Below are 18342 nucleotides of genomic sequence, written 5' to 3'. Positions count from 1 at the left end.
CCATGAAATCTGAATTCGCCTATGAAGAAGCGCAGCGCCATCTGAAACAGCGCAACCGCTTTGCCGCGCTCGCAGGAGTGCTGGGTCTAACCACCATCCTTGCAGTCGGGACCGCAGCAACAAGCGATGAAGCCATTGTCCTCGTGCCGATCACTTCGGAACGGGTCGAGCTCTCCAGTGGCGGGATCGACGCGACATATCTTGAGCTGGTTACCCGTGACACCGCTCTGATGTTGCTCAATCGCGCGCCCGAAAGCCTCGATTATTGGATGGAGAGCATCCTCAAGCTTGCTGATCCAGCAGCGCGCGGAAGTCTCAAGGCTGAACTGATCAAGATCGTTGATGAGCAACGCGGCTCGGACATCAGCCAAGCCTTCGTGATTGCGCAAATCCATGTCGATCCGGACGCACTCACTTCAACTGTAAGCGGAACGCTCAAGACCTTTGTCGGCGCGCAAGTGATCGCCAGCCAGACCCGCAGCTTTGAGTTCACCTGGCAGCGCCGCGGGCTCAGCCTTGGCCTGACCGGTTTCCGCCAACTTCCTGCCCAAGAGGAGGAAAGCCAATGAGCTTCTCCACCCGATCCCTGCCGACAGCCCTTACAAGTGTGCTGCTCGCTTCAGTCTCGCTCGTCCAGGCTTTCCCTGCGCATGCCGATCAGTTTGTCGAAGCCGCTGATGGGGCAACGATTGATTGCGTCCTCGCGCGCGGTGCGCTCACCCGGATTGCGCTGATCAAAGACGGCTTTGCCAATGTCTCAAAGATGGCAAGCGGCTATCCCTATAATGATTTTGAAGTGACGCATGAGCCAGTGCGCGGCGACATATATGTCTCCGTCCCGCAGCAATATGCGAGCGCACGGGCCAGCTTCTTTGCCACCAGCAGTAAGGGCCATGTCTACAAATTCGCCTGCAAGGTCGAAGGCGACGAAGCGAGCCAGCTCTTCGTCACCAATCCAGCGCTAGCCAAACCTGATGATGGCGACGGCTTGAACTCCGCACCATCCGAAGACGAAGCCGCGATCCATCTGATCGAAGCGATGGCGAGCGATGCCGTCTTGCCAGGTTTCCGAGCGCGGGCTGCGCTGTCACGCCCGCGCCGCACTGGCAGCCTCGAAGTCCAACAGGTCGCAGAATACGAGGGCGGGGAACTCACCGGCCAAGCCTTCACCCTGCGCAATCTCGGATCTGAGACAATCGATCTTGCAAATGAGCGCGATGGGCCCGCAGGCGCGCTGGCCTTTGCCTATGCCAGCGAAACGCTCGCACCCGGCGAGACGACGCGGGCCTTCCTTGTCTTTGCCAAGGGAGGGCTGAAGTGATGGCCGAGAGCAATGCCAAAGCGCCCGAGAGCAAAAGAGCGGGTCTCAACAGCGCAATCGCCAAACGGCAAAAGCTGCTCCTCGCCGGGATTGGCGCGGTAGCCCTCATCGGCGGATCGATGTTCATTTTCAGCGGCGATGAAGAGGAAAATGGCGCGGATGGCGGTGCGACCACGATCGATACGGGTGGCCTGATTAATCGCAATCTCTCGCAACGCGAGTTTGTGGCGACCTATGGCAATCGGCTCGATGCGCAGGGCCGCGCGATCAAGGACCTGCAAGAAAGCCAGCTTCCCAAAAGCTCGATCGAACAGGAACTCGATACACTGCGCGGTGAAAACGCGCGCATGTTGAGCGATGGCCAGGCCGCAATCGATGCGATCTCAGCTGAAAATGCGGCCCTTCGTTCGGAGCTCGAAAGTGCAAGAGCCAATCCGCCCATTGCGCCGGTCACCTCAATTGCTCCGCCTCAGCCTGGCTCCAATCCAACGGCATTGGAGCCAGCACCGCTTGCCGAACCCAAGGCAAGCTTGCTCAGTTTTACAAGCGCGACCTCCGAACCTGCGCCGAGCACTGCAAGCAACGGATCACCCCCGCTGCTTTTGGAAGCGAGCAGAGATTACCTGCCGCCCAACAGCTACGCGCCAGCGACGGTCATCGTCGGGGTCGATGCGTCTACGGGCGTGACCAGTCAAAGCGATCCGCTCCCTGTGGTGCTGCGCATCACTGGCCCGGCGCGCTCTGTCCTCAAAGGCAATCGCCTCCTCACCACCGATTTGACCGGTTGCCTCGTCAATGGCGCGGCGCGCGGCGATCTCTCGGCTGAGAAAGTCTACGTCAAATTAGCGCGCATGACCTGCGCGCAGCCAGGCGGTCGTTATGCGGTGAGCGAGGTCAAAGGCTTCATCGCCTTTGCTGGCAAGTCCGGCGTTCGCGCATCGCGTCGTAAGCCGCGAAGGCAGTCTTGTAAGCCAAGCGCTGCTCGCTGGGATTGTCGGCGGGTTTGGCCGGGGCTTTTCCGCCAACGCCAATGGCATTTTCGCGGGTCGTATCGGCGAAGATGGCGAGCGCGCCTCGCTTTCACCCACCGACATTCTTGCAGGCGGTTTTGGCCAAGGCGCTGGCGAAGCCGCTGACACCGTCAGCCAATACCTCATCGAACGCGCCGAACAATACCAACCCGTCGTCGAGATGCCGACCGGCATCGAAGTCGAAATCGTCTTTCTCGACGGCGTCCATGTCAGGAGCCCCTCTCAATGAACTTTCGCGATTTTCGTCCCGGTCTGATGACACGGGCTATTCATTTCTCGATCGCAGCAGCGAGCGCCGCTGCCGTGCTCACCAGCGGTGTCGCCATGGTGACCGCCATCCCGGCCCATGCCGCGATTGCGCGCGATGTCAGCCAGGCGCTCAAGCTCCGGCTGCCAAAAACGCCGATTGATGCGCTGGACTGCAAGAGTTTTGCGCCCTGGTGCGAAGTGGTCTCAGGCGACACGCTTTTCTATATCGACGAGGCGGCGCGCTATCTCTTCGTCGGACGGCTCTATGATCTTGAAAAACGCCGTGATGTGACAGCCACTCGGCTGATCGAGCTCAACCCCGATCTTCTGGCCGCAGGAGCCGCGCGCGCCGCTGGAGGCGCTGATAGCGCGGATCAAAGCCACCCATCCAAAGCTGCGAAATCCAAAGTCGATACAGCTGGCCTTCCGAAAGACGGCGCAGTGCACTGGGGCAATCCCAGGGGTGAGAAGCTGATCGTCTTTTCAGACTTTCAATGCGGCTATTGCCGCCAGCTCACCGGCGCCCTCAAAGACACAGGCCTTTTCATCGAAGAACGCCCGATCTCGATCTTTGGCGCATCAAGCCGCCGGATGGCTGAAGGCGTGCTCTGCGCGCGTGATCCCGCCAAAGCGATGCATCAGGCTTATGCCGGGCAGACACACCCAATACCCTCGAGCTGCGATGTAAGCGAGGCGCTAGATGCCAATGAGGCCTTTGCCAAAGCCAATGGCTTTTCCGGAACGCCCGTCATCGTTCGCGCGAAAGATGGTGCAGTGCTTCACGGCTACCGCGATACGCAAACGCTGATCCGTTTTGCCAAAGGCGGAGCAGACCAATGAGCCCGCGCACCTACAAGCTTGCGATCCTTGCTGGGCTCGCTGTCACAATCAGTGGCTGCGCAACTTTGGGCAGCAATGTGAGCGGTGATTTCGCTTGCCGCGCGCCGGGTGGCAGCTGCGCGCCCACATCGGCGATTGATGATTCCGCGACCAAGGCGAGCCTGCCTCAAGAACCTGTCACTCAGGTGGCACCGCCAAGCAGTGACCGCAGGCTGCGTATCGTGGTCGCTGCGCGGCGCGATGCCAGCGGACGCGAGCACGAAGCGCGCATTGTCCATGTGCCTTTGCCCGAGCCGCCGCATTCGGAGTGGCGAGCACCTCTTTCAACGGGCCAGGTTCTTCGCGCGCTCGTACCGTGCCAGCCAAGGCACACAGCAAAAGCAACCCATTGCTCCACCTTCCATTTTAACCCCGCAGCAGCTCCCGGACGTTCTGGTTATCCCCTCCCAGACTTCTCCGGAGCTGCCCGGCGCGAAAGCGCCGGCGCAGGGGCACCCGGCCTTTCCCCTCCCCAGGCCGGGTGCCCCAATCGCCAACAGATGATGGAGAGACGCTATGACCCTCTCACTAAGCTCTGCGCGCGATGCGCTTCTTTCAGGCCTGTTCGGCGATGCCAAAAAGGCCGACCAAACGGCGGCGCATTTTTCGCTTGAAATGCTGTCGGACTGGCTGCCTTACCGCGTCTTCGATGAAAGCGCGGGGCTCTATCGCAACGCCCATTCGAAAGGTTTTGCTCTCGAAGTAACCCCGCTGATCGGTGCAGATGAACGCACAGGCGAAATCCTGGGCCAGTTCTTTTCGGAAAGTCTGCCGCGGGGCGCATGCCTGCAAGTGCTCAATTTCGCGAGCCCGCGCATCGGCTCGATTGTCGCGCCCTGGTTTGCTCCGCGTTACGAGCAAGGCGGCATCTATGAAGCGATAGCTAAAGCGCGCACCGACCGGCTTTACGATCTTGTCTGGCAATCTGGCTCCGAGCACGCGCCTTTCCATGCCCGCCATACACGATTGATCATTTCGCTTGGCGTGCCAGTTCCAAGCAATGTGAGCGACGCAGAGCTTAGCGAATGCCTCAAGGGCCTGATGGGCATGCTCAATTCGCTGGGCCTTTCGTCAACCCCGCTTGAGCCCGCTGGGCTCTTGGCGCTGATCGATGAACTCACATCGCCCACCACGGCGCGCGAGCCTGAGACTACACACTGGAACCGCGAAGACACGCTCGATGCCCAAGCGATCCGACGCGATATCGAACTGGAAGTCGAAGATGATCGGTTGATCCTTCGCACCGAGCGCTTTCGCGAAACCGGGCGAAGCCGCGATGGCGTGCCGCAAATGGGCGAATGCTATCCCGACCGCTTTGACGTTCGCCATTATGGCGTGCGTTCGACACCTGAACGCTGGGCGCCGTGGGAATGTGCGCGCCTCATCGGTGATATGTTCACCGACAAACTGCGCTTCCCTTGCCCTGCAGCCACCATGCTGTGCCTGCACTATCCCGATCAGGAAGCAGCTAGCGCTCGCGCAGGCTATAAATTCATGCGTACGACCAGCCTTTCTGAAACGAAAAGCGCGCGCTTTCTTCCCAATCTCTCCCAGCAATCTAGTCGAATGGAAACACGTTCAGGCCGAGCTTCAAGCGGGCAAGAAGCTGGTCAAACTCTTCTACGGCGTCACCACGATCTCGCCGCTTGGTGAAGGCGATGCGCATGAGCGCACCATCAAAGCGATTTACAAGGCGGCGGGATGGGATTTGGCCGACGAACGTTTCCTGCAATTGCAAGGACTGGTGGCTGCCTTCCCACTCAGCCTTGCGGACGGCCTTGTCCAAGACATGGCGCGTCTCAAGCGCTTTCGGACGATGCTCTCGACGACGGCTGCCAATATCGCGCCGATGCAAGGCGAGTATCTTGGCGGAGAAGTCCCGCATCTCTTGCTGCTTGGAAGGCGCGGCCAACCCTTTTTCTGGTCGCCCTTCGAGAACAATGCGGGCAATCACAATATCGCGATCTGCGGTAAATCCGGTTCGGGCAAGTCGGTGCTGCTGCAAGAACTTTGCACCGCTTTGCGCGGTGCCGGCGCGAAGGTTGTGGTGATTGATGACGGTCGCAGCTTTGAGCATTCAGTAAAGCTGCAAGGCGGTCGCTTTGTCGAGTTTACGCTCGCCTCTGGCTTTTCGCTCAACCCCTTCTCGATGGTCGATGATGCGCGCGCCGAGATCGACGAAGATTACCGGCTCGACTGCTTCGCCATGATCAAAGCGATCATTGGCCAGATGGCGCGGCCAAGCACGGCGCCATCGGACACCGAACGTGGGCTGATCGATCAGGCTGTGACCCATGTATGGGATGCACTTGGGAGCGGCGGGGCGGTGGATGATGTCGCCCACGCGCTTCATTCAAGCGAGAACCAAGCTGGCAAAGAGCTTGCGACAGCGATTGCGCCCTTTTGCCAGGGAGGGAGCTATGCCGGGTTTTTCTCAGGCAAAGCCAGCTTTGCGCTCGAAGATGATTTCACCGTCTTTGAAATGAGCGATCTGGCGAGCCGCGAGGAACTGAGGAGCGTCGTTCTCTCGGCCATCATGTTCATGACCGGTCAGGCGATGACACGCAGCTCTAGGGCAACCAAGAAGCTGCTACTTATCGATGAGGCCTGGGCCATGCTCAAAGGCGGGTCGATGGGCGAGTTTGTCGAGACTTACGCTCGAACAGCGCGCAAATATGGCGGCGCTCTCGCGACCGCCACCCAATCTCTCAATGACTATTACAAATCGGATGGCGCGCGCGCCGCGCTTGAAAACAGCGACTGGATGCTGGTGCTCCAGCAAAAGCCCGAGACCATCGCCGATTTCCGGAAGGAAGCGCGGCTCGATATGGACAACCGGACCGAGACGCTGATCCGCAGCCTCAAGCGCTCGGGCACCGAATATAGCGAGATCTATGTGAAGGGCCCAGAGACAGAAGCGGTCGGAAGGTTAGTCCTCGACCCACTGTCCGCAACGATCTTCTCCTCTGATCCCGACACCTATGCTGCCATCCAGAGCCATGTCGAAAGCGGCATGCCACTGGAACGCGCAGTTGCGCTGGTCGCAGGCTTGGGAGGAGACAGCCAATGACGCTCGAGACCAGCACGCTTGTCGATCGCACACCGTTGCCTCTGACGAAATGGGCACAGCGTACGCGGCGTTCCTTCAATTGGCTCGCGCTCTTCCAAGGCAGCTGCTTTGTGCTGATCGAATGCGTCATCTTCGCAGCCAGCACTCTGTTACTGGTGCTTGGCCTGCCGCTGTTCGTTTTTCTGCTGCTCGCAGGCTGGGATCTCGCCACGCTGTTCGCGCAGCTTGGCAATCTTGCTGACCATTACCGAACCGCTGAACCCATAGCGCAGCGGCTCTTTGCATCGGATTTGCAGATCGCCTTCCTTCTAATCGCGGGGACGCTTGCCCTCTTTAGAATGCCAGGTTTTCTGCGTCGGCTTGAGCGCCGCCTCCATGAAGACGAGGTGTCCCATGCCTGATGCAAACCTAACCCGCGCGCTCCTTCTCAAAGCGCTTGTCATGTCAGCCTGCATCGCCGCTTTTCTTTGGGGCGCATGGATCACGCGAGAGATCACAAACGAACCACCCATCCAACGCATCGTCACAGTCCGGCTTGCCGAGACGATCGGGACATTTGTCGAAGAAGCCGCGCGCGCTGATGCGGATCCTGCAGCGGTCCAGGCGGCAAGCCTGGCCTACCTTAAAGCAGCGGAAAGCGCGGTTGACGATATGGGACGCGACGGGCGCGTCATTCTGGTTGCCGAAGCTGTGCTCGCAGGCGCGGCTAGAGGACGCAACACCCGAGCTAGAAGCGCGCATCGCTGAAAAGCTCAAAGCGGGAGAACGGCCATGAATCTGCCTCTTCGCTTCAAGCGCCCGCTGCTCCTCCTAGGGGTCGTCCTCTTGCCGCTTGCCTGGGCACCACTCGATGCCTTTAGCAAAAATCACGCCTTCCTCATCAATGCGAGCCCAAGCCTACCCAATTGGGCGTTCTGGCTCGATAAAGACGCGCAGATAACGCGTGACAGCCTGATATTCTTTGAGCCTCCCAAGAGCCGCCTCGTTACAAGTCATTTTGGCAAAGAGCCACAAATGTTCGGCAAGCGCGTGCTGGGCATGCCCGGCGATATGGTCAGCCATGAAGGCGACCAAGTCTTCGTCAATGACAAACCCATTGCTACGCGTCTCGACAGAACCAGCCTCGGCATAGCGCTCACGCAAGGGCCACAAGGTGAGATCCCGGAAGGGTGTTTCTACGCCGGAACCAATCATCCGCGCGGGCTTGATAGCCGCTATGCGGAAATAGGTTTTGTCTGTGCCAGGCAGATCATGGGCAGCGGGAGGGCCATCCTGTGATGCGCGGCACTCTGTCTTTCATCGCGCTTTCCCTCGCAATCCTGCCGATACAGGTGCAAGCGCGCGACTACGGTCAGCGCGGCGCGCTCTTTCCGATTGTCGAGCGCGACCTGCTCGAACAGATCCACTCGCGGCTCCTCCAGATGGAGAAGTCAGGCGAGACCGCGCGGCTTAATCAGGAATTGAAGCGGCGAACGATTGCGCGGGTCAATCGGCCCAATCCTGTTCCCGGCCTCACCAACGCGCAGGAAAGCCGCAATTGGATCTTCGATCCGACCATCACGCTCGCTAGTGATATTCGCGGAGCCCAGGGCGAGCTGATCCATGCCGCCGGTACGCGGGTCAATCCGCTTGATAGTGTGAAGCTGCGCGCTGACCTTCTGTTCCTCGATGGCGATGATCCAGCGCAGATCCGATGGGCGCTTGAGCAAGACTCAAAGGCCAAGCTGATCTTGGTCAAAGGCGCGCCTCTCGAACTCATGAAAACTCGTCAACGCCGCTTCTATTTCGATCAAGCCGGCAAACTCACGGCCAAGTTCAAGATCAAAGCTGTGCCAGCACGAGTGCGTCAGCAAGGACGCATACTTGAGGTAAGCGAGATCGCTTTGCCAGTGCGGAAGGTGCGGCCATGAGCACTATCCGCGCTGTCCTGGTTCTCGTGCTCGCCTCGTTGTCACTGGCCTTCGCTTCGCCTGCTTCCGCTGATGCCGGGCCTGGCAAATGCACCGGGCAGTTCGTCAATCCAATAACAGATATCTGCTGGTCATGCCTCTTCCCGATCTCGGTCGGCGGGCTTGAAATCTGGCCTTCAAGCCGCCCCGATCCTGATAACCCTGATTTTCCGCTTTGCCTGTGCGGTATCAGGCCCGGCATTGCGATGGGGTTCTGGGAGCCGGTGCGGCTTGCCGATGTCAGCATGAAGCCATGGTGCTTCGTTAATCTGGGCGGTATGAAGCTCGATCCCGGCTTCGATATCGGCTTTCGCTCGATTTCAGGGCCGTCTGCAATCGGCGGGGCAAGCCAATACTATTCAAGCTGGCACGTCCACTGGTACGCCTATCCTCTTATCTATTGGATGGAGATCGTTGCTGATTTCCTGTGCCTCGAACCCGGCTCAATCGACATTCTCTACATCTCCGAGATTGATCCGCTGTGGCAGGACAGCGAGCTTACCGCGATCATCAACCCTGAAGCGGTGCTCTTCGCCAATCCGCTCGCACTAGCCGCCTGCGCTGCCGACTGCGCGGCTTCGACCGCCAATCTTCCGCTTGATGAAATGTTCTGGTGCGCGGGCTGCCAGGGCTCAATGTATCCGATGAATGGCAATGTCTCTGCCTCGATCGGCCATGTGCAAGCCTCGCGGCTCGTGCTCTCACGCTTTGCTTACAAGCTGCACCGCCAGCTCGTTTCATGGGGCACGATGGGCTCGAAAGGACTGTGCGGTAAATACCTCATGCCGGTGATGAGAAAACAGCAATATCGCTTTCAAGCCACCAACCCTAATCCGGCGACCAAAGGCCGCTACGCCTGCCCGCCCATCGGGGCCTCAACCACCTTTCAATCCCCCGGACAGATGATCCCCGCCATTGGCGAAGACATGGGATATCTCGTCTGGCGCAAAAGGAATTGCTGCGCGCTATGAAACATGGCTTCCCGCTTTTCGCCATCACCAGTCTTGCGATCGCTGCAACGGTAGCTGTCGCATCAGCTCAGGATGCTTCACCCGAACTCGATCTTGCTGAAATCCGAGCGCGCGCAAGCGAACACACGAACGACGCCGAAGCGCTGGCCACCGCAGTACGGTCCAAAGCCGATGCTCTGGCGCAAGAAGCCAAACAAACCCAGCAAGAGGCAAATGACAATCGCGCTGGCTACGCCGCAACTGGGCAGGCGGCGGTGGATGAAGGCCAGCTTGATCTCGATGGGATGATCCGCGCGCAAGCCGATGCAGAAGCCGCGAGCCTCATTGAGACACCCAAATTCATCGCCTTTGCTTCGCTCGGCATGCCGGAAGCGTCTTTGAAGGCGCTGGTACGAGACATGACCCAAGCGGGCGGTATCACTGTCCTTCGAGGTTTCCCTCAAGGCGACAGCAAAGCCTTTAAGCAGCGTCTCGCAGCATTCTGGAGTGATGGTGATGAAGCCGGCGCGCTCGGCATTGATCCGCGTCTCTTTCGCGCTTTCCAGATCGAAGCGGCACCGAGCTTCGTGATGATCGCCAGCGATTTTTCTCCATGCGATGGATCTCGACTGCACCGATGCCGTGCCACCCCACGACCGCATGGCTGGCAATATCAGCGTGGAAGAAGTGCTCGAGACTTTTGCGGGCGGCGGTGGCCCCGGTGCTCGCCTTGCCCGCCTTCATCTTCGCCGCATGCAAGGAGAGCACATGTGATCCGCCAATCATCCATCAAAACTCTACTTTTCGCTCTGTCCTTGCTGGCCGCGCCTGCCTCGGCTCAGCAGCAGGAAGCCAGAAGCGATGGCAAAGCCTTTGGCGAGAGCCTGCGCAGTGAAGCACAAGCAGCGAGTAAAGCGCAGCCCAGCGCGTCCGAGCTCCCCAACTATGACCGCGAGGCCGTACGAAATCTCGAGCGGCTCGCCGATAATCCCGACCAGATCGAGGGAGCGGCCACAGCTACGTCGCGCAATCATCAAGGCCATCGCTTGGTGCGCGACAGCATGGCCAATCGCGCACGCTTCGAAAACGATGATATTGAAGCGGTGATCGCCCGCAGTCTGGCAATCAATAAGGCACCGCTTGATTACACCAGCGGTATGTCGATCTCGGGCAGTCAAGGCGAATGCGTCCCCTTGCCGCCTGGCTCCGGGTCAGCGGGCACTTACACCGCAACATGCAACACTGGCACACGGGTCGAGCAAGCCCAGGGTCAATGCTCTGTCCCGCTAGTCGCCAGCGTGACCCAGCGCCAGCAATGGCACTATCTCTGCAGCGATACGGGCATCCAACAAGGTCTCCCATGGTGCTCTACATTTAACAGCGGCTTGTGCCGCATCACCGGCTATCGACCCGGCCCATGTCTGCAGTGGTGGGATAACGGCTTTAGCCGTTACTGCTCTGAACCGGGCGATCCTATCGCTGAGATTTCCTGCGACGCGCCTGACTCGCGCTACACGCCCTATGCGATCACCACGCAAAGCACGGTCGACGCCGCTCCAGATGAAACCCAGTGCCAGCCTTTTGTGGAGGATGGAGATTGCACACTCGATGCGGAAATCTGCACCGATGAGAGCCCGCGAACCCGCATTATTGATGGAGTGGCCGTCACCCAGAGCTGCTGGGAATGGGAGCGAAGCTACACTTGCACATCGCGCGAAGCGGCAAGCGATTGCTCGGATATCGAAGCGCTCGGCACCTGCCGCTTTGTGCGCGAAGAATGCATCACAGAGGAGGTTCCCTGTGAGACCTGGGAGCGCATCTACGAATGCCCGCTTCCAGAAACCGAGAACTCACCCCAGTTCGTCTGCGATGGCGATGTCTATTGCATCGATGGAAGCTGCGAGACCATTGAGCGCACGCCCAATGATGAGTTCAAAGATGCGGTCACCGCGCTCAATGCAATGGATGAGGCGCGTGGGCAGTTCGATCCGGGTACGCTGACGCTATTCCGCGGGACCCGAAACACCTGCTCGTCCAAAGTCTTTGGCGTGCTCAATTGCTGCAAGGGCAAAGGCTTTCCGCTGATCCCCGGCATCAGCTTGCTGGTCGCGCTTGGCTGCGACCGCGAGGAAGTGCTGCTCCATGAACGCGATGCGCAGGGGCTTTGTGCCTATATCGGGACCTATTGTTCGAAGAAATTCCTCGGTGTCTGCCTGACCAAGAAGAAAGCCTATTGCTGCTTTGAGAGTAAGCTCTCGCGCATCTTGCAGGAACAGGGTCGCAAACAGCTCCCCAAACCATGGGACAAGCCCAAGCACGAGCAGTGCGAAGGTTTTACCCTCGACGAGTTTGCGCAGCTTGATTTGAGCCTCATGGATTTCAGCGAAGTCTATGCCGAATTCACCGAAGCGGCGCGCCTCCCCGATGAGCTCGAAACGAGCATCCTCATCCAGCAAAAGATCGACGACTATTACGCAAGGGGCGGTCAATGATGAGCATAGCATCACGGCTTGCGCTAATCCTCATCTCGGCAGTCTTGAGCGCAGTGCCAGCAAGCGCACAGCGAGTTGAGAGCACCGAGAGAAGCACTGCAGCAGACACGCTCTACTGCCAGGAGCGCAAGCTCGGCTATTGGTTCTATTGCGCCAAGCCGATCCCCAAAAACGAGCCACAGCAAGAGGTAGAACCGGAGCAGGAGGCGATACCAGCCACCCAAGAATTGGAAGCAATTACCAGCGAGCTGCGCGAGTTGAAAGCGCGCGCGATCCTCTATCCGACGAGAGACAATGTCGCAGCGTACATCCGCTTCCAGCGCGCGCAGCTCGATCGTGCTTCGCTCTTCTCCGACGTCTGGCAGCGGGCCATCTGGCAGGATCCCGAACTCGATTACACGCTGCAGCGTCCTGTCGGTGCGGTCGCCAAAAAACAGTGGCAGGACGTGCGGGCAGCAGAACGCGACTCCGTGATGGGCAGGCTCTCGGAGCGTTATGGCTTATTCTATTTCTTTAGCGCCACTTGTGGCCCCTGCGAAGTGATGAGCCCGATCGTTAAAGGCGTAGCCAGCCGCTGGGGGATCACCGTACGCGCGATCTCAACCGATGGCGGACCGTCAAGGCATTTCCCCGACTACAGGGTCGAGACCAATCAAAGAGAGCGGATGGGCCTTGAGACCAAAGCAACTCCCGCTTTGGTCCTGTGGGACAGCGAGGCCAAACGACCGATCCCGATCGGATACGGTGTGCTGTCCGCTGATGAGCTGCAAGACCGCATCTATCTCCTCACCTCAAAGGAAGCCGGACATGATTACTAGCATCAGAAACGCTGCGCTCGGCCTTGCTGCTGCCAGCATGATAGCCTCGCCTCTTGCGGCAAATGTCGGCGACAGCATGGATCGTTTTATGGATGATATGGGCGCGGCGGCAAACGTTACCGGTCCGACCGCCTTCGAAGGCCAGTCCGCAGGCTACTATAGTCTGGGCAATGTGTGGACGCGATTTCCGCAAAAGACGACCAATATCGCCAATCTGCAATTGCCAAGAGCGCGTGCGGGGTGCGGCGGGATCGATATCTTTGCGGGCTCCTTTTCCTTTATCAATGCAAGCGAGATGGTCGCGCTGATGAAGGCAGTGGCCAACAATGCAGTCGGCTTCGCCTTCAGCTTGGCGATCGATACCGTCTGCCCTGAATGCAATAAGATCATGCAGGAGTTTAGCCAAAAGGCTCAGCTCATGAACAATCTCTCAATCAACTCCTGTGAGATGGCGCAGGGGCTGGTGGGAGGGCTCTGGCCCAAAGGCGATTTGGCCGACAAAGCGATCTGCGAAGCGATCGGGAATTCTGAAGGCATCTTCACCGACTATGCCGCTGCCAAGCATGGCTGCGGCACGCGAGGCCAGCGCGCTTCCACCAATGAAAGCGCAGGTACTGACTATGCCGACGTCAATCCCGGCGTAGCACGCAACTACACCTGGCACGTCCTTAAAGAGAGCGCCTTCTTCAACCCCAGCGGCACTTTCGACCGCGAGCTCGCCGAATACGCCATGACGCTGATCGGCACGGTTATCTACGTCCCGCCCAAGGATGACGAGCCGGGCAAGTTTGTGCCCTTCGCTGGCGATGCGTCTTCGACGCTGGTGAGCGCGCTGCTTGATGGAACCCAAGGCCAAAGCGTGCGCGTCTTCCGCTGCGATGAGACCGATCTCTGCCTGAACCCAAGCTTCCAGCAGATGAGCCTGTCAAACGCCAAGGCGATCCGACCACGCGTGGCGCAGCTCATTGGCAATATGGTCGATGCGATCCGGACGGACACGGCCATCGGGAATGCCGAGAAGGAGCTGCTTCAGGTCGCCTCGATCCCGCTCTACAAGATACTAACTGTTCAAGCCGCCTATGGGCGCGGGATGCCGACCGATGACCGCGATACGCTGGCTGAGATTGCGAGTGTCGACCTGCTCTATGCGATCCTTGACCGGATCGTCTCGGAAGCTGGCCGTTCGATGGCGAGCTTTATTGCTGCGGACGAAGCCAAGTTGGCGATCTGGCGCGGACAAGTGACCGAAGTGCGTAGCAGTCTCATCCAGCGGCAAGCGACAGGCCAAGCCAAAGTCTCTGCGATCATGCAGATCATCGAGAAGACAGCGATGATCGAAAACGCGCTCGCCGCGTCGATGTCACCGTCCATGTCGGCTGCGCTCGACTGGTCGCGCGGCCTGCAATCGCGCTCGATAGTGCCCTGAGGCAAAGACGATGGTTGAGATCTTCACCACGGGCGGCGGCGAATACATCGTCAATGTCCTGAACGCCGTAGCCGCATGGACGGGTGCTGGGGGCTACAAGAGCCTGATCCAGGTGGCGCTCGTTATGGCTATGACGCTGGCGGTTATAGTCGTTGCATTCAATCAGAATTGGCGCGCTTGGCTCAACTGGTTCCTGGGAGCGACACTCATCTATATGTGCCTGATGGTGCCGCGCATGGATGTGCAAGTGACAGACCGCGTCAATCCCAGCCTGGCTCCTGCGACTGTCGCCAATGTTCCGCTCGGCCTTGCACTTATGGCGAGCTTCACCAGTCAAATTGGTGACTACCTGACACGTTCAGCTGAGACCGTGTTCGGGCTGCCCGATGACCTCAATTATTCCAAGAACGGTATGATCTATGGTGCGCGCCTCCTCGAAGCCACGCGGAGCCTGCGCATCGCTGATCCTGAATTTGCTGCTAACTTCGATGAGCATGTGCGCCAATGCGTGTTCTATGATCTGCTGCTTGGCCGCTATTCGATGAAAGAGCTCTCAGAAAGCGATGACATCTGGGCCACGATAGCGCCGGGAAGCCCGGCGCGTGCGCAGAAGTTCCTGACCCGCCAAGGTGATGACAGCGTGACAGCGAATATCGTCATCTGCCGTGAGGCCTACACAAGCCTCTCTGGTCAATGGGCGAGCATGATCGATGAGATGACGCTTGTTGCCGTACCGCCAGCTCTATCCGAGGCAAACCGAAGCGCTCGCTAAAGCCAAGCTCATCGCGGACTTGCCCGTCGCTTACCAATATCTGACAGGCATTTCGAAGGATGCGAGCAGCATCTTTCGCCAGGTGCTGACGATCAACGCGATGAATCAGGCCATGCATGGCTTTGCCGGATCAAGCGGCGCTTCAAGTGTTGATGTGTTTGCCCAGACCCGAGCCGATATCCAGACCGAACGCACCTATTCCTCAATCGCCCATAATGCGATGAAATGGGTGCCGATCCTCAATGTCGTACTGACGGTGGTCTTCTACGCGCTGTTTCCAGTTCTCTTCCCGCTTTTCCTAATGCCAAGGACCGGGCCGATCGCTCTGAGAGGCTATGTCACCGGCTTTTTCTACCTTGCTGCCTGGGGACCGCTCTTTGTAATCCTCCACATGATCTTGATGCTGAAAGGCGCAGGCGATGTTGCGGCAGCAAGCGGCTCTAGCGGCCTTAGCCTTGCAACCTTCTCTGGCATGACCGACGTCAACAACGACATTGGTATTCTCGCTGGATATCTTGTCGCCTCCATACCCTTCCTCGCAGGCGGGGTTGCTCGCGGGGCGATGGCCATTTCGGGCCAAGCCACAAGCTATCTCAATCCCAGCCAGAACGCAGCGGAAGAGGCAGCGCGCGAAGCGAGCACAGGCAATCTCTCGCTCGGCAACACCAATCTCGACAATTCAAGCGTCTTCTCCCGCCAATTTGCGCAAGGCAGCCTCGCGCCAAACATCGCTTATGGAGCCGCCCAAACGCGAGGCATCGGCGAGAACGGCACCCAGACAACCAGCTTCCCACAAGCCGAGTTCGCCAACGTGCCGAACTCGAGCTATCCCTTTACCCCGACGCTTGGACAGGATTTCTCCAGCCGACTTTCGACCATGGCGAGCGAGAGCCGCAGCCAGAGCGAGACTTTCTCCAATCTCGCTCAGCAATCGACCAGCTCAGCGGTTACACGCTTTAGCGAGCTGCGCGATGCGTACACCCGTTCTCGCTCGAATGAGACGGTCAGCGGAACATCAACCAATGACAGCATTGGCAGAACCTTCAGTGAACTCGATAATGCATCGAACACACTCCAGCAGCAATTTGGCCTATCACGCCGGGCTTCGGACGACATAACGGTCTCATGGTTCCTGAATGGCGACGCGGGGGTCGGAGCGAAGGCAGAAGGTGATATCTTTAGCGGCAGCGGATTAGTGAAAGGGGGACGCAATCAAAGCTGGACAGACAGCGATATAGGTATCGCCTCAGAAGATCGCTCACGCATCGAAAGCGCATTGAGCCAAGTTTCAGAAAGCCAGAACTGGTCAAGCTCGAGAGAAGGTTTCCTGCGCGAAACGAGTTCAAGCTCAGAAGCGCTTGTCTCAAGCAGTTCAGCGGGCGTCACAACATCGCTGACTGAAGCGCAAAGCTACACGCTTGAAGCACGGCGCGCTGAAGAGATAGCCAATCGGTTGGAGAGCCAGGCTAGCTGGTATGAAAGTGCCAATGCAGCTGGAACCTTGAATCTAAGCCAGGCCTACCGCGAGTGGGGCATGGCTGAGATCGAAGCCAATCGCGATTATTACGGCCAAGCTCGCTTTGATGACATCGATTTCCAAATGAGCGCGCAAGGGCAACAACTGCAATCCCGCTTTGTTGAAAGCTACGCTGATGGCCTCAATGACGAGATCGCGAGCGAACTTGTCCTACCTGATGGAGCGCCGGTGGCGCGGCCCAATGTTGGAAGCGCAGGCGGTGTTCGCAGTTCTGTTCGTCTTGGCAGCGTGCCAAGCTCATTGGGAGATCCGTCAAATGGCAGAGAAGAGATCGCAGACGACGTTAGTCAGAGGCAAAGCGAGGGCTCACAAACCATCGGACAAAGAAGAGGGAAGCTTGATCGGACGACACGCGACGCTCGAGGCGCGTCTGCTGAGGCCGCTGATGGTGTGAAGGAATGGTAGGTCAGATCAAGCCATCGTAAATGGCGACGTAAATTATGAATGCTGTCGCCACCAAAGCAGCAAAAGTTAGGGCTCTCCGTTCCCACGGGTCGGCCCAAGCTTTCTGCCAGCGATACTTTGCTCTTCTGTTCTCTGCGATGGCGCGGTCGATCTCACGAAAGCCTTCCCAATCGCCTTTACTCTCCGGCGGAGTTTTGTCGGAATTGCTCATAAGTCAGCGTCCTTTCGCCAGAAACCAAAGCCCCCTCTGCTCTCGAGACGAGAGTGTAAGCCAAGTTGTGCGAAGCTCAAAATCTGGTCGATAATCAACTGGACTTAGGGTCGGTTGGTCAAACCATTCGGGCCTTTGGCGCAATGCTGCTAGGAGATTGAAGGACGCCTGCTCTCAGGCCTATTCAGATAGGCATTGAGTCGCTCAATGGTTCTTCGGCGTGGTCTGCGCCCCATCCTCAAATCGAGCACAAATCGGGGATCGCCCACGGCGCGCCTTCCAAAACGCGTTGCCGAAATATGGTTTTCTTTCAGATGCCTTTCGATCCGTTCCAACAGCGTCATACCTTTCTCACTCCGACTCGCAAATCTCTTGTGTTCTTGTTATGTTCTTACTAGGATGATTTCCGCGAGTCTAGGAAGAAATCCTATGATCGATCCTGAAGGACCACACAAATGGAACATGTAAGAGAGGAACTTGAGCGGCTGATCACCCAGGGCGGATACGGCTACGCGGCGGTTTCGAGGCTGCTTGGACGTAATCCAAGCTATATCCAGCAATTCATAAAGCGCGGATCGCCTCGTATCCTTGACCCCGAGGATCGCAAGACACTTGCAAGCTTCTTTGGCGTCGATGAACAAAGGCTCGGTAGCCCTGCTCAAACACCGATAGATGGAATGATCGAAGTTCCCGTTCTAGACGTGGACGCCTCAGCTGGCTTCGGTGCCATTGCATCAAATGAATCCAGTTACACGCGCTTTGGCTTTGACGAGAAATGGCTCCGCCGATTGACCGGCGCTAAGGGCGCAAGTCTTTCAATCGTAAGCGTTCTGGGAGATCTCGATGGAGCCCACACTTAGCGATGGCGATGAGGTGCTCGTCGATGCGTCCGACCATGGAGCAAGGCTGCGGGATGGGATCTATGTGTTGCGCTCTGACGATACGCTGGTTGTAAAGCGCATCGCCATCAAGCCCGGCGCGAAACAAATTACAATTTCCAGTGACAACCCCGCCTATCCTTCATGGAATGACGTGGATCGTGAAGGAGTTGAAGTGATCGTACCGGGTCATATGGTTTGGGAGAGCTTTATGACCTTGTGCGCCAAAAGCCGGGATGGCACCGGTCATCTTCGGCAGCGAGGAAGTACACCTAGCAGCTCGCGCGAACTTCCGCATTGCGACCACCTGAGAGCCGGCTACCCTTCTGATGGCAGCGGAAGCCAGCTGGGACG

At 58.3% G+C, this 18342-nt stretch carries 12 protein-coding genes and 5 pseudogenes; 16 read left to right on the top strand and 1 reads right to left on the bottom strand.

Translation table 11 applies throughout. The features are described 5' to 3' along the window. Positions 1 to 2 precede the first annotated feature (2 nt). From ACZ1GM_RS03230 to ACZ1GM_RS03160, 15 genes and pseudogenes are all read left to right on the top strand, one after another. Positions 3 to 569, top strand: coding sequence for a type IV conjugative transfer system protein TraE (locus ACZ1GM_RS03230; protein WP_472677731.1), 567 nt, complete (start codon positions 3 to 5; stop codon positions 567 to 569). Then, positions 566 to 1321 carry a type-F conjugative transfer system secretin TraK gene (locus tag ACZ1GM_RS03225; protein WP_472677730.1) on the top strand — a complete coding sequence of 252 codons (756 nt, stop codon included), beginning with the start codon at positions 566 to 568 and terminating at the stop codon, positions 1319 to 1321. The genes ACZ1GM_RS03230 and ACZ1GM_RS03225 overlap by 4 nt, the downstream gene beginning before the upstream one ends. Next, positions 1321 to 2581, top strand: a pseudogene (locus tag ACZ1GM_RS03220) (TraB/VirB10 family protein). Before ACZ1GM_RS03225 ends, ACZ1GM_RS03220 begins: the two are co-directional and overlap by 1 nt. Beyond that, positions 2578 to 3441 carry a DsbC family protein gene (locus ACZ1GM_RS03215; protein ID WP_472677729.1) on the top strand — a complete coding sequence of 288 codons (864 nt, stop codon included), beginning with the start codon at positions 2578 to 2580 and terminating at the stop codon, positions 3439 to 3441. The pseudogene ACZ1GM_RS03220 and the gene ACZ1GM_RS03215 overlap by 4 nt, the downstream one beginning before the upstream one ends. Positions 3442 to 3996: 555 nt before the next feature. Continuing rightward, a pseudogene (gene traC / locus ACZ1GM_RS03210) lies at positions 3997 to 6550 on the top strand (type IV secretion system protein TraC). Beyond that, positions 6547 to 6951 (top strand): hypothetical protein, encoded by a 405-nt coding sequence (locus ACZ1GM_RS03205; RefSeq protein WP_472677728.1) that lies wholly within the window; start codon positions 6547 to 6549, stop codon positions 6949 to 6951. Before traC ends, ACZ1GM_RS03205 begins: the two are co-directional and overlap by 4 nt. After that, complete coding sequence (locus tag ACZ1GM_RS03200) at positions 6944 to 7297, top strand: TrbI F-type domain-containing protein (RefSeq protein WP_472677727.1); 354 nt, start codon at positions 6944 to 6946, stop codon at positions 7295 to 7297. The genes ACZ1GM_RS03205 and ACZ1GM_RS03200 overlap by 8 nt, the downstream gene beginning before the upstream one ends. 24 nt (positions 7298 to 7321) lie before the next feature. Further along, entirely contained in the window at positions 7322 to 7828 is a 507-nt protein-coding gene (locus tag ACZ1GM_RS03195; protein WP_472621238.1) for a S26 family signal peptidase, read from the top strand. Next, positions 7828 to 8460: a type-F conjugative transfer system protein TraW gene (traW, locus tag ACZ1GM_RS03190; RefSeq protein ID WP_472677726.1), complete on the top strand. Its 633-nt coding sequence runs from the start codon at positions 7828 to 7830 to the stop codon at positions 8458 to 8460. Before ACZ1GM_RS03195 ends, traW begins: the two co-directional genes overlap by 1 nt. Next, a complete protein-coding gene (gene traU, locus ACZ1GM_RS03185) occupies positions 8457 to 9470 on the top strand; it encodes a conjugal transfer pilus assembly protein TraU (protein ID WP_472677725.1) in 1014 nt (337 codons plus the stop codon). The genes traW and traU overlap by 4 nt, the downstream gene beginning before the upstream one ends. Then, positions 9467 to 10024, top strand: a pseudogene (locus ACZ1GM_RS03180) (type-F conjugative transfer system pilin assembly protein TrbC); the annotation flags it as partial. The gene traU and the pseudogene ACZ1GM_RS03180, both read left to right, overlap by 4 nt. Before the next feature lie 198 nt (positions 10025 to 10222). After that, a complete protein-coding gene (locus ACZ1GM_RS03175; protein WP_472678618.1) occupies positions 10223 to 11941 on the top strand; it encodes a conjugal transfer protein TraN in 1719 nt (572 codons plus the stop codon). Then, positions 11941 to 12759, top strand: a complete 819-nt coding sequence (locus tag ACZ1GM_RS03170) for a conjugal transfer protein TraF (RefSeq protein ID WP_472678617.1) — start codon at positions 11941 to 11943, stop codon at positions 12757 to 12759. Before ACZ1GM_RS03175 ends, ACZ1GM_RS03170 begins: the two co-directional genes overlap by 1 nt. Then, positions 12749 to 14185 carry a conjugal transfer protein TraH gene (locus tag ACZ1GM_RS03165; protein ID WP_472677724.1) on the top strand — a complete coding sequence of 479 codons (1437 nt, stop codon included), beginning with the start codon at positions 12749 to 12751 and terminating at the stop codon, positions 14183 to 14185. Before ACZ1GM_RS03170 ends, ACZ1GM_RS03165 begins: the two co-directional genes overlap by 11 nt. Positions 14186 to 14195: 10 nt before the next feature. Beyond that, positions 14196 to 16899, top strand: a pseudogene (locus ACZ1GM_RS03160) (conjugal transfer protein TraG N-terminal domain-containing protein). A 1-nt stretch (position 16900) separates the two neighbouring features. Here ACZ1GM_RS03160 and ACZ1GM_RS03155 read toward each other — a convergent pair. After that, complete coding sequence (locus tag ACZ1GM_RS03155; RefSeq protein ID WP_472677723.1) at positions 16901 to 17110, bottom strand: hypothetical protein; 210 nt, start codon at positions 17108 to 17110, stop codon at positions 16901 to 16903. A 455-nt stretch (positions 17111 to 17565) separates the two neighbouring features. Between ACZ1GM_RS03155 and ACZ1GM_RS03150 the strand changes: the two are divergent. Then, positions 17566 to 18203: pseudogene (locus ACZ1GM_RS03150) on the top strand (S24 family peptidase). The last annotated feature ends 139 nt before the right edge of the window (positions 18204 to 18342 follow it).

This window comes from Qipengyuania sp. JB2-7, assembly GCF_055693485.1.
Note: the sequence above shows the minus strand (reverse complement) of the source record. Positions and strands in the feature narration are given on the sequence as shown.